Source organism: Nocardia sp. NPDC050630, assembly GCF_044457245.1.
Taxonomy (GTDB): Bacteria; Actinomycetota; Actinomycetes; order Mycobacteriales; family Mycobacteriaceae; genus Nocardia.
Genome location: NZ_JBITGN010000003.1, coordinates 165,083 through 178,181, shown reverse-complemented (window position 1 = coordinate 178,181; position 13,099 = coordinate 165,083). Strand labels below are relative to the sequence as shown.

Below are 13,099 nucleotides of genomic sequence, written 5' to 3'. Positions count from 1 at the left end.
CTCCGGAAACTATATAGTTAGCCGATGTAACTATCAACTGAAGGCCCGCTCAGTGGACTCGTCAGGCCTGCGCTGCCTTGCGGTAGCCGCGGACCGCGAAGGCGCCGAACACCAGGGCCAGCCCCGCGGACCAGGCGATTGTCTGCAGCAGCGCAGTGGCGATGGGACCACCGATCATGCAGCCGCGCATTGCCTCTATGGCGCAGCTCATCGGCTGGACACGCACCACCGGCTGCAGCCAGCCCGGGTAGTTCTGCACCGGCACGAACCCGGAATTGAAGAACATCCCGAGCAGCACGAGTGCCGAGAACAACTGCACGACTTTGTCGCCCGCCTTGCTGACGCCGACCGTGATCACCATGGTGGCGAAGCCGGGAATCAGCAGCACCGGAACGGCGAGCGCGCCGAGCACACCCGGCCAGCCCTGCTCGAAGCGCAATCCGAGCGCCACGCCGAGGGCGACCACGACGACCGTCGCGATCAGCGTGCGTCCGCATTCGGCGAGCAGTCTGCCGATCAGTCCGGCCGCGCGGTGCACCGGCAGCACCCAGATGCGCCGCAGCAGCCCGCTTTCCCGCTCCGCATAGAGTGAAAGGCCGGTGCCCATGGCGCCGTACATCGCGCCGGTGACCGCGATCATCGGGACAAAACCGTAGATGGCGTCCACGCCGGAGGATGCGCTCAAGAATTTGTGCAGCACCAGTTGGTACATCAATAGCAACAGCACCGGCAGGATCAGCGTCGAGGTCAGCACCTCCTGCTCGCGCGGCCAGCGCCGCAGCAGTCGGCCCGTTTCGACGAAGCTCTGGTCGATCAGTGCCTTCACGGCCGCCGCCTTTCCACCGAGACCGATATCGCGGTGAAGGCCACGATCAGGCCGAGAATCCAGACCGCCGCCACGGTGACGGCCGAGGTGTATTCGCCGCTCGCGAGATCACGCAGGGCGGCAGCGGCCTGGGATACCGGCTGATTGCGGACGAAGGGCTGAATCCAGCCCGGAAAGCCCTCGGCCGGAACGAAACCCGTGGACATCATGATGAGTAGCAATTGCGGTGCCAGCAGCGCGGACGCGCCGATTTCCGGCTTGCCGGTGGCCACGCCGAGTGTGTCGGCACCGATCACCAGTGCCACAGCGAAGGCCAGCGACAGCACGACGAAGATGAGAGCCGCTGTGCCACTGTGGAATCGGAATCCGAAGACCGTGCCGATAATCAGCGCTCCGGCGAGTCCTACCAGCGCGCGAACCAGATTCGCGGACATCCGGGCGGCCAGCGGGACCCAGGATTTGACCGGCATGGATCGCATGCGAGTACCCATGCCGCTGAAGGTGTCTCGGGCAGCGCGATCGCCCGCCGACATGGCGGTGAAGAACATCCCCTGCAGCACGATTACCGGCAGCAGGTACTGGGCGTAGTCCGCACCGGCCTGCTCCATCGACTTGCGCAGCGGGACATAGAAACAGACGAAGAAGATCATCGGCGCGACGAAACCGAAGGGCAGATCGCCCTCACGGACCGCAGCGCGCACGGTGCGGCCGCTCAGTGCGGTCCATTGCATTCCGGCGGGAATGGCGACTGATTCGGTCATGCGGTCACCAACCCCGGTTCGTCGGTGGTGAGCTTGATGAAGACCTCATCGAGTGACGGTCTGCGCAGGGCGATATCGATGAGTTCGATATCGGCATCGGTAATGCGGCGCAACGCCTCGGCCAATGTGGCGGCACCGTCTGGAGCCGGAAGCGAAACCCGGTCCTTGGATTCGGCGACCGTTACCGTGCCGAGGTCGTCCAGCGCGGTGACCACGGCGGGCACGTCACCGGCATCGACCGGAACGACCTCGCAGTAGCTCGAACCCGAGCGGGCCTTGAGTTCGTCCGCGGTGCCCTCGGCGATCACGCGGCCCTTATCGATGACGATGATGTTGTCGCTCAACGCATCCGCCTCTTCGAGATACTGCGTGGTGAGCAGGATCGTCACCCCCTGCTCCTTGAGCGAACGCACCAGCGACCAAACTCCCTGTCTGCTCACCGGATCCAGGCCGGTAGTGGGTTCGTCGAGGAAGACGACCTCGGGCAGGCGCACCAGGCCGCAGGCGATATCAATGCGTCTGCGCATACCGCCCGAATAGCCGCCGACACGACGATCAGCCGCCTCGGTCAGATCGAACTGTTCGAGCAACTCCGTGGCCCGGAGCTTGGCCTGCTTCGGGCGCAGACCCATCAGGCGACCGAAGAGGACGAGGTTCTCCCGGCCGGTCAGCACCTCGTCCAGGGCCGCGTACTGGCCGGTGAGCATGATGCATGCCCGCACGGCCGCGGCCTCGCGCACCACGTCGTGGCCCGCGACCAGGGCGCGGCCCGCATCGGGCTTGGTGAGCGTGGACAGGATGGAGACCGTGGTGGTCTTGCCCGCGCCGTTCGGCCCGAGTACGCCGAGCACACTTGCGGTGGGCGCCGAGAAACTCAGGCCGCGCACGGCATGGACGTCGCCGAAGGACTTGCGGACGTCCTCGACCACGATGGCGTTTTCGATCGCGTTCATCGTTCTCCCGGAGTTGCGCTTGGTATGGCGGCGGCCACTGCGGTGATGCAGCGCTGCCAGATGGTGGCGAAACGGTCGATCTCGGTGGCCTCGAAAAGTGCGTCGCTCCAGCGGAACAGGGTGGCCAGCTGGGGTCCGTCGGCGCTCGGATAGACAGCGACGATGAGGTCGAGCGCGTAGCGCAGCGGCATATCCGGTTCAGGGGCCACCGGAAGCCGTTGGTGCAAGGTGAGATCGGTGATGGGGGTCCATGGGCCCGCTGTGCCCGCCGTGAGATCCATACGGCCCAGGTAGTCGAGCATTACTTGCGGGTCTGCCTGCGATTCGGTGTCGCCGTAACGGAGCAGGCCGTAGTCCAAACCCTTGTTCGGGACGCTGTCCAGCTGTGCTGCAACGGCTTTCAGTAAGGCTGCCGCTCGGGCAGGATCATGCTCAGCGCTGGTGATGTCGAGTGTCGAGCCCACGCCGACGCGCAGTGGGTACACGGTGGTGAACCAGCCGACCGTCCGTGATGTGTCGGCATCGCCGACGATGGCATCTTCGCGGCCGTGCCCCTCGAGGGCGACCAATGCGCCGGTTGAGTCGTCCTGGTTGCGTTCGGCTCGCCAAGTGGTGAGTGCGATCGTCAGTGCGGTGAGCAGCAATTCGTGCATGCCGAGGTCGGCGCCGAGACCATCGAGGATGCGGCCGGTGGTGGCGATCGGCGTGAACGATGGGGTGAGGCGGTAGGCGGACCAGGTGTCGCGGGTCGGATCCGGATGGCGTAGGCCCAGTTCCGGATCGGGGCCGGTCAGTTGGTGGGACCAGAAGTCGCGTTGGCCTGCTACTTCCGGTGCGCCGCGGCGCTTGTCGAGCAGTGCGGCCCAGCTGCGATATCCGATGAATTCTGGTGCGACAGCAGGTGTTTGCCCTGCCGTGAGTTGCGACCATGTGTCGGCGAGATCCGCGAGGATAATGTGCCAGGAGACCGGATCCACGGCGAGATGGTGGATAGATAGCAGCAGCACATCGGGGCCCACGAAGCGGACGGCCTGAATCATGGTGCCCGTCTCCGGATCGATGCGGTCGATCGCCGCTCGCGCATGCTCTTCGAGGACCGGGCCCAAGTCACCGAAGACCCGGACCTCGTGCAGAATATCGGCGGCGCGCACGCTGCCCTGCGCCCTGGTTTCGAAACCGGTTGTCGACAGCTGGCCACGCAGCATGTCGTGACCGTCGAGGAGTGCCTGCAGCACCGCTTCCAACTCGGCCCGCTCCGCCTCGGCGGGCAGCGATACCAGTGTCGAGAGTGCGAGTCGGCGGAAGCCGCCGTACTCGAACATCCAGGACATGATCGGTGTCGGAACTACCGCGCCGATTTCGGACGGAGCGTTATCTCGTTGTGCCGCACTGGAATCCATGGCCGCCGCCAAATCGCGGATGGTGGGATTGGTCATGACCATGGCGGGGCTGACCGAGAGTCCAGCGCGTCGCACCGCGTTCACCAGGGAGATGGCGACAATGCTGTCCATGCCTAGTTCGATGAAGTCGTCGTCGATGCCCGGCGTGGTACCGCCCAGTGTCTCGGCGAGCGCGCGGCACAGGGTTCGCTCGGTGTCGGTGCTCGGCGGAGTGCGCTGAGCGGAACTCCGCAGTGCCTCCAGTCCCAGCGCGTGCAGAGCGCGGACGTCGAGTTTGCCGTTAGGGGTGACCGGTAGCTCGGGCAGCGCAAGGACCCGCGCCGGAACCATATATGCGGGCAGGCGCTCGGCGAGTCCGGCACGCAAGTTGGCCGAATCAGCGGTGACCGCGAAGGCGACGAGACTCGGCCCGCTCGGGCGCTGCACAACCAGCACAGCGCCCGCACGCACCTGCGGTAGTTGCAGCAAAGCCGTTTCGATATCGCCGATTTCGATTCGGTAGCCGCGGATCTTGACCTGGTCATCGGCGCGGCCGAGATAGGCGAGATCGCCATTCCGCAACTGCCGCACCAGATCACCCGTGCGATACATGCGCGCGCCGGGCCGGAAGGGGTCGGCGACGAAGCGATCCGCCGTGATCGCCGCCTTGCCGATATAGCCGCGCGCCACCTGCGCACCCGACAAATACAGCTCACCGACGACACCGCGCGGCACCGGCCGCAGCATGGCATCGAAGACATAGGCGCACATGCGATCCACCGGTCCGCCGATCGTGGGTTGGGCACTGCCCGGCTCGTTGCGGCCGGTATTCACGGTCGCGACCACCGCCTCGACCGTGGTCTCGGTGGGTCCGTAGCAGTTGTAGACCGCGGTGCCCGGCAGCGCGCGCAGTTGCTCCCACATGGACGAACCGATCGCCTCGCCACCGAGGGCCAGCACGGTCAGCCGCTCACCATCGACCAGACCGGCGGCCGAGAGCTGGGTGAACATGGACGGCGAAGTGTCGATCATATCGATCTCGTGCCGGATGATGCCGTCGACGAGGCCCTGCGCATCACGCATTTCGGTCTCATCGAACAGGTGGACGGTGTGGCCGTCGAATAGGCCGATCATGGGCTGCCAGGAGGCGTCGAAGCTCAGCGACCAGGCGTGTGCGATGCGCAGGCGGCGACCGAGACGGCTCACTGCCGGGCGGTAGACGCGGTCGCGGTGGTCGGTGAAGTAGCTGGTCAGAGCGGCGTGGGTGCCGATGACACCCTTGGGTTCGCCGGTCGAGCCGGAGGTGAAGATGAGGTATGCGGCAGTATCGGGAGCGACCGGATGGTAGGGCGCGATGGTGTGGTGCGAGATTCGTTCGGCTACGGCGGGATCGTCGAGTACCAGGACCGGGTGTGCGGTTTCACCGAGCAGGTCTGCGGACTCCCGCACCGTCAGAACGAGTTTCGGGTCCGCTCGGCGCAGGATGGATTCGATGCGTGCTGCCGGTGCCGAGATATCCACCGGCACATAGGCTCCCCCTGCTTCCAGTACAGCGAGGATCGCGATGATGGACCGTGCGGATCGCGGTAGCGCCAGGGCAACAACGGTTTCCGGACCGATACCGCTGGCGGTCAGCTCATGTGCCAGCCGCCCAGCGGCCGCACGCAATTCACGATAGGTGTAGCAATCCCAACCGGTGCGCAGGGCGATCGCATCTGGAGTGCTGGCCACCTGGGTGAGGAAGAGCTGGTAAACCGTGCCATCCGCGCGGTCCTGCCTCGCGACGGCGACTTTCTCATCGGCCAGCAGCAGGTCCAGCGCATCGGGGCTCGAATCGCCATGATCGGGCAGCTGACGCAGCACCGATAGGATCCGCTCACCGATATCGCCGACCGGGAAGTGTGGCAGCGCTTCGGCAATCGCCTCGAGCATCACGACGAGCGTGCCGTCGTTCACATGCGACACCACCGAAAGCGGATAGTGCACCAGACTTTCCATCGCCACCGGCAGGAACCGGGTGCCGCTCGCGGTGACGATCGGATCGGTGGCCGCGCCGATGGGTGCATTCTCGAAGACGAACAGCACATCGAACAGCGCACCGTGCCCGAGCGCGCGCTGAATAGTCGACAGGCTGACATAACCCGCATCCCGCATGGCCGCCGATTCGCGCTGTAGCTGCGCACATTGCTCGGTCACGGTGCGGGCCCGGTCGATGAGGACGCGCGCGGGCACCGTATTGATGAACAGTCCGATCATGGTTTCGACGCCGGGCAGCGCATCCGGACGGCCGGAAATGGTGGTGCCGAAGACGACATCGCGTCGATCGGTGAGCCTGCCGAGCACGACCGCCAAGGCGAATTGGACGACCGTGCTCATGGTCAGGCTGTTCGCACGTGCCCACCGCACCAGCCGTGCGGTTTCGGCGTTATCCACACTGAATCGGCTGCGGCGTGGAATCGCCGCGCCGACTTCGGTTGCGGTACCACCGGCCAGCATGAGCGGACCGCTCAGCGGCGCGAGGTATTCGGTCCAGCTGCGGGTGATGACGGCGGTGTCCTGCGCGGCCAGCCAGCCGATGTAATCGCGGTACGGCCGCGCCGGTGGCAGTGAATTCGCCTGTCCGCCAGCCTCGTATACCGCGATCAGCTCGCGGAAGAACAACGCGACCGCCCAGCCATCCATCAGGATGTGATGCGCGGTCACGATCATTCTGCGCCGCTCGCCGGGCAGTGTCACCAGCGTAATGCGCAGCGCGGGACCGCGAGACAGATCGAACCGCCGCTGCCGGTCGCCTTCGGCAATGGCATCGAATTCCGATGGTAACGCGGAAATTTCGAACCAGGGCAGATCCACCCAGGTCGGCACGATCTGCACCGGCTTGGGTAGATCCTTATCCCAGAACGAGGCCCGCAGATTGGCGTGCCGCTCCAGGATGGCCTCGGCGCTGCGACGTAGCATCGGCACGTCGATCGGACCGCCGATATCGATGACGAACTGCATCGTGTACAGATCAACCCCGTCGGCTGCCAACCGCGCCAACGAGAACAGCCCCTCCTGTAGTGGGCTGAGCGCGAGCACATCCTCGATTTCGGCCGGGACGCTCCGGTCCACCGTCATCGCAACACCTTTCGGCCCGCAGTCATCGCATCGCTGGTCGTCCCGAATGCTCGGAAGTAGTCGCCCCTCATTGCGACTGCTTCCATGCCGCGCCCAAGGTGGCCAGCGCGTCGGAGCTGAGGCCGGATACGCTCATCGCGGCATGCTGGTGCTGGTCAGGTGGTGCCGCATCGGGCTGGCCGTCATCGCTGTTCGCCTCAGCTGCCGCACCGAAGGTGTCGCCGATGGTCGTGGTCATCCCCGCCGTCACCGCCTCGTCGACCGCGGCCGCGAGCTCGGCAATGGTGATGTGCTCGAAGACGAGCTGTGGAGACAGCGGAAGGCCGAGCTGATTGGCGCGTGTCGACCACTGAATGGAGATCACACTGTCGCCGCCGAGCGCGAAGAAGCCGTCCTCGGCAGTGACATCCTCGATCTCCAGCAACTCCTCGAGGATCGCGATGAGCTGCTGTTCGGTCTCGGTGTGCTCGGCATCGGGCGATGGTGTGCTCGTCCTGGTTTCACCGACGCTATCGGTCCTGAACACCAGTCGCCCCGAGGTATCCCAACGCGCCCGCTGCTCCGTGCGGAACAACCGGGCACCTGGCAGGTACGGGTCGTCGATGAACGCATTTGCCGCCTCCTCGACATAACCCTGAGCAAGTCCGGCACCACCGACGTACACCTCGCCGTCAACGCCGGGCGCAACCGGTCGCAGGGCTTCATCCAGCACCAATACCCGCGCCCCCGGAATGGGACGCGCACGTGCGCTCCCGTCGACCGCACCGCGTGCCACCGCGCCCGCGTACTGCGGAATCCGGAAGTCGAAGGTCGCGACCGAACCGGCCGCCAGCGCGGGCAGTAGGTCGGGAAGCGCTGCGGGCCAGCCGGTTCCGATGATCTGCCAGCTGCGCACCGACGGCAGCATGGAGACGCCGGTGTGCACGAACCGCGACAGCGTGACGGGCTCGGCGACCACATGGGTGACCGAATGCGTAGCGATCAGCTCGACCAGCGCGACCGGATCTTCGCGTTGCTGTTCGGTGGTGAGGATCAGCGTCGCCCCGTCGACGAGCGCGGCCAGCAACTCGACCTCGATCTCGGAACCCGCCCAGGGGATGGCAACGAGTCGCACATCTGCCGAACCCATTGCCCGGTCGAGCGGTGCGCCGCGGCGATCGGCGGCAATGGCCCGTCGATCGGCTACCGCGGCGGCTATGGCCTCCCGGCCCAGCACAACGTGCGAAGCCGAAATGGTCCCATCGGTATTCGCTATCGCGTCCAGTGCGGCGAGCCGTCGCACCACCCCGGCCGCCGAAACACCTTCGGGCACCTGTGCCACGCCTCGATCGAGACGTTCGAACAGCTCGCCATAGGTGAGGGTCTCGGTACCACAGCGCAGCGCGATCCGATCGGGCGGAACACCGCGACCACGCCGGATCAGCTCGGCAAGGCCGGGCAGCCAGGACAGCTCCACACCGGTGGCCCATTCACCGAGGACCCGCTGCCGCTCGGCCGCGGGCATGATGTCGAGTTCACCGACGGTGCTATCCGGGTTATCAGCAAAGGCCGTGAGAACGCGAAGCATGCGCTGCGCGAACAACTCCCCGGTCGCAGGATCGTACAGATCGGTATTCACGATGATGCTGGCATCGAAGCCGCCGTCGGACCCCGCGAAGAAATTGATGCTGAGGTCCAGCAGCGAGATGTCGAAGTCCAATGGCAATACCGTCAGTGCGGTGTGCGCGTCCAAACCCTGACCCGTGCCGTCCCAGTTCTCCTCGCGGAAGTGCATCATGGCCTGGAACAGCGGGTTCCTGGATCGGGACCGGACCGGATTCAGTGCGTCGACCAGGCGTTCCATCGGAATGTCCTGGTTGCTGTACGCGCCGAGTGCGGTATCGCGGGAGCGCTCCAGCACGGTCCGCAGCGTCGGATCGCCGGATAGGTCATTGCGCAGTACCACCATATTGGCGAGCAGGCCCACCAATTCGGCAGCGGCCGGATCGACTCGACCCGCGATCGGCGTGCCGAGCGGAATATCCACCCCCGCACCGAGTTTGTGCAGCAGCGTCGCGACCGCGGCTTGGTAGAGCATGAACTCGCTGCCTCCGCCCGCCTCGGCGAGGGCCTTCAGCTTGCCGCGCAGTGCCGCGGGCACGGCGAACGGCACCACATGTCCGTTTTTGCCGAGTACGGCGGGGCGCGGGTGGTCCAGGGCGACATTGATCTCGGCGGGCAGACCAGCGAGGGTGTCGCGCCAATAGTCCACCTGCGTGCCGAGCGTCTCGACGACCTCGCGCTGCCACAGCGCATAGTCGGCGTACTGAACGTCCGGGGACGTCCAGTCCGGAGCAGCGCCTGCGATGCGTGCACGGTAGGCGGTGCCGAGATCGTCCAGAATCGTCCGGAACGACCAATGATCGGCCACCAGATGGTGAACGAGCAGTGACAGCACATGCGTCTTGGCGTCCAGCACGAAGACTCGCGGCCGAATCAGCAGCTCGGTAGCGACTTCGAAGCAGTGACCACCCGCTGCCGCGAGTTCGGAGCGCAGTTTTCCTGGATCGTCGAGCTCCACCACCGGCACCTCGATCGGACCGGCGGGTAGCACCAATTGGTATGGGACACCGCAGTTCTCGGGGAAGACAGTGCGCAGCACCTCGTGCCTGGCAACGACATCGGCGAGCGCGGCAGTCAGCGCATCGAGATCCAACGGACCATCGACCCGCACCGCGAATGGAATATTGCCGATCGCACTCGGCCCCTCCAGCTTGCGCTGGAACCACAGTGCGAGCTGCGAGTACGACAGTGGAATATGCTCGGGCCGTTTGCGTTTCAGCAGCGGCACGGCCGCTGTGCTGCGCGCCGGTGTGGTCTCGATGAGGGCGGCAAGGCCCGCGACGGTCGGTGTATCGAACGGTGCGCGCACATCGATCTCGACACCGAACTCGGTGCGAATCCGCACCACCAGACGGGTGGCCAGCAGCGAATGCCCGCCGAGTTCGAAGAAGGAATCGTCCGCGCCGATCTGCTCGCGGCCGAAGATCTGCGCGAACAGACCTGCGAGGCGGATTTCGGTGGCCGTGCTCGGCTCCCGGTAGCGGTGCGCGGTGGCGCGTTCCGGATCCGGCAGCGCGCGACGGTCGAGTTTGCCGTGCACGGTCAACGGGATTTCATCGATCACCGCGAAGGCGCTGGGCACCATGTACTCCGGCAGCGTCGCGGCGGCATGCCTGCGCACCCCGTCGATGTCGAGCGTCGACTCCGAAAGTCCGTTGGCCGCGACCACATAGGCGGCGAGCATCGCACCGACCGCGGCATCATCGACCGCGATGACGACACAATGGCCGACGCCCGGATAAGACGCGATGGCCGCCTCCACCTCGCCGAGTTCGATCCGGAAGCCACGCACCTTGACCTGCTCATCGGCCCGGCCGACGAATTCGATCTCACCATGGGCATTGCGCCGCGCTAGATCTCCGGTCCGATACAGCCGAGCGCCCGGCGCGAACGGATCGGCAACGAACCGCTCCGCCGTCGAACCACGCCGATTCAGGTATCCGCGCGCCAATTGCGCTCCACCCAAATAGATCTCACCCACCACACCCGATGGCACCAGCTGCAGCGCCGCATCCAGCAGATATACCGTGACGTTCTGATTCGGCACACCGATCGGCACGATCCGAGTGCCCTGCGGGCCTTCCACATTCATATGCGTCGCACACACCACGGCCTCGGTCGGACCGTAATGATTTCGGAGCTCGGCATCGAAGACACCGGCGAACTTGTCGGCCACCTCACCGGGCAGCGCCTCACCGCCCACCGGAACATGCCGCAGCGCACGCCATTCGCTCACCTCGGGCAGTAGCAGGAAGGTACTCAACATCGACGGCACCATATGCAGCACCGTGACCCCGCAGCGGGTGATCAACTCGGCGACGTAGGGAATATCGCGGAAGGCATCGGGTTTCGGGATGACCAATCGGGCGCCGAGCGTCAACGTCACGAAGATATCGAGCAGGGAGGCATCGAAGCTCACCGAAGAGGACTGCAGCAGCCGGTCCTCGGCGGTCATACTCCATTCCGCGACAAAGCCCGCGAGATGCTCGGCGATCGCGGCATGGGGTACCGGCACACCCTTGGGCTTTCCGGTGGATCCGGAGGTGTAGATGACGTACGCGAGGTGGCCGGGCAGCAGCGGCCGCACGCGGTCCGCATCGCCGGGATCGGTGTCGGGGAGTCCGACGGCCGCGGATTCGGCGGCATCCAGCTCCTCTCGACCGAGCACCAGCCGGGGTTGCGCGTCCTCGACCAGGTAGTCGATGCGGTCCTGCGGATAGGCCGGATCGATGGGTAGATAGGCCGCACCGGATTTGAGCACACCCAGCACCGCGACCACGAACTCCACCGAATTCGACAGCCGCAGCCCGACGATGTCCTCGGTACCGAGCCCACGCCCGATCAGCCAATGCGCCAAGCGATTGGCGCGCCGATTCAGTTCGGCGTAGCTGAGTTCGGTGTCGTGTTCGGCGGGGGCGACGATGGCGAGCGCGTCGGGCGTGGCCGCGACCTGGTTTTCGAAGAGCGCGACCATAGTGGTCGGTTCGGCCGCGACAATCGGGCCGTGCGACAGCGCGAGGATCGCGGCGCGATCGGCCGCTCCGAGCATATCGATATCACCGAGCCTGCGATCCGGATTCGCGAGTGCGCTGTCCAGCAACTGCAGGTAGTGGCCGAGCAGCTGTTCCACCAGGGCGCGGTCCAGATCGGCGATCCGGTATTCGGCCTCCAGGTAAGCGCCATCGGCTTCGGTGACAACGGTCAGTCCCAGCGGAACCTGCGCCACCGCACTGCCGAGGTCGAGCAGTGTCGCCTCGACCCCTGCCAGGTCGAAACCCTGTGCGCTCCTGCGCATTCCGAAGCCGAGTCGGACCAGCTGTTCCAACCCGTCCCGGCCGCCGATGCGATCCGGATTCGCCTCGCGCACAACGCGATCGATTCCGACATTCTGGTGCGCGAAGGCACCGAGGCAGGTGTCGCGAATGGTGTCGGTGAAGCGGGCGAAGGTGTCCTCGGCGCCGATGGTGGCGCGCAGCAGTAGCGTATTGCCGAAGTAGCCGATCAACGATTCGGCGGCATCGCGGCGCACCGTCACCGGGACCGACACCAGGAAATCCGTCGCCGCGGTGTAGCGGTGAATCACCGCGTCGTACGCGGCCAGCCACACCATGAACGCAGTGGCGCCGTGCGCACGCGCGAACGCTTCCACGCGCCCGACGAGCTCTGCGGGCAGCGGCAAGGTACACCGATCGGACTGCTTGGCCGCAGCCGTGGCCACCGCGGCCGGACCAGGGAGTTCCAGGGACTCCGGCAACGGACGCAGGGCCGCGCGCCAGTAGTCGATATCGGCGCTGTCGGTGATATCGCCGAAGACCGCGACGTCGACGAATTGCGCACGGAGAGTCTGTACCGACTCGGCGCGATAGGCAGCATTGAGCTCGGTGAAGAAGACGGCCCACGAGTCGTCATCCCAGCTGATGTGATGCGCGACCAACAACAGTGCGAACTCATCGCCACCGGTGCGCACCAGACTGACACGCAACGGCGAGTCGGTCGCGAGATCGAACGGTCGGCCGAATTCCCGACGGGCGAGCACTTCCAGCCTCCGCGCCCGGGCCGCCGCGGGCAAATCGGTCAGATCGTGTGTCTGCCAGGACAATCCGAGGTCTGCCCGCACGACCTGGTACGGCTCGCCGCTCTCGTCGAGCCCGTAGGTGGTGCGCAGAATGTCGTGGCCGCTGACGACGGCCGCGAGCGCATCGCGCAGCCGCGCCTCGTCGAGTGCACCCGTCAGCCGGTAGGCCACACAGATATTGAGGGTGGTGTCCGCCGGGTCGCGGGTCTGCAGAAACCACATGCGACGCTGACCGGCCGACAGCGGATGACGCTCACCAGGTTTCGATCTCCGAATGGTCGCATTTTCGGAACTGGGTGCGGCTAGGCCTTTTTCGGCCAATCGCTGGCGCAGCAGCGCCTTCCGGCGGTCCAGCACGCTGGCCGGCTCGTTGTTCGACATCGTCA

General features: G+C 65.8%; 5 protein-coding genes. All 5 read right to left on the bottom strand.

Features of this window, described 5'->3' with window-relative positions; all coding sequences use genetic code 11:
• Positions 1 to 61 precede the first annotated feature (61 nt).
• The gene (locus tag ACIBG0_RS10965; RefSeq protein WP_397031451.1) at positions 62 to 826 is read right to left on the bottom strand and encodes an ABC transporter permease; all 765 of its coding nucleotides are present in this window, start codon (positions 824 to 826) and stop codon (positions 62 to 64) included.
• Complete coding sequence (locus tag ACIBG0_RS10960) at positions 823 to 1,587, bottom strand: ABC transporter permease (protein WP_397031449.1); 765 nt, start codon at positions 1,585 to 1,587, stop codon at positions 823 to 825. Before ACIBG0_RS10960 ends, ACIBG0_RS10965 begins: the two co-directional genes overlap by 4 nt.
• Positions 1,584 to 2,540, bottom strand: a complete 957-nt coding sequence (locus tag ACIBG0_RS10955; protein WP_397031447.1) for an ATP-binding cassette domain-containing protein — start codon at positions 2,538 to 2,540, stop codon at positions 1,584 to 1,586. Before ACIBG0_RS10955 ends, ACIBG0_RS10960 begins: the two co-directional genes overlap by 4 nt.
• Positions 2,537 to 7,036: an amino acid adenylation domain-containing protein gene (locus ACIBG0_RS10950; protein ID WP_397031445.1), complete on the bottom strand. Its 4,500-nt coding sequence runs from the start codon at positions 7,034 to 7,036 to the stop codon at positions 2,537 to 2,539. Before ACIBG0_RS10950 ends, ACIBG0_RS10955 begins: the two co-directional genes overlap by 4 nt.
• 67 nt (positions 7,037 to 7,103) lie before the next feature.
• Positions 7,104 to 13,094, bottom strand: a complete 5,991-nt coding sequence (locus tag ACIBG0_RS10945) for an amino acid adenylation domain-containing protein (RefSeq protein WP_397031443.1) — start codon at positions 13,092 to 13,094, stop codon at positions 7,104 to 7,106.
• Between the last annotated feature and the right edge of the window lie 5 nt (positions 13,095 to 13,099).

Excerpts from the sequence above, each read along its gene's own strand:
- ACIBG0_RS10950 (WP_397031445.1), bottom strand. The coding sequence starts at position 7,036 with ATGACGGTGGACCGGAGCGTCCCGGCCGAAATCGAGGATGTGCTCGCG.
- ACIBG0_RS10960 (WP_397031449.1), bottom strand. The coding sequence starts at position 1,587 with ATGACCGAATCAGTCGCCATTCCCGCCGGAATGCAATGGACCGCACTG.
- ACIBG0_RS10955 (WP_397031447.1), bottom strand. The coding sequence starts at position 2,540 with ATGAACGCGATCGAAAACGCCATCGTGGTCGAGGACGTCCGCAAGTCC.
- ACIBG0_RS10945 (WP_397031443.1), bottom strand. The coding sequence starts at position 13,094 with ATGTCGAACAACGAGCCGGCCAGCGTGCTGGACCGCCGGAAGGCGCTG.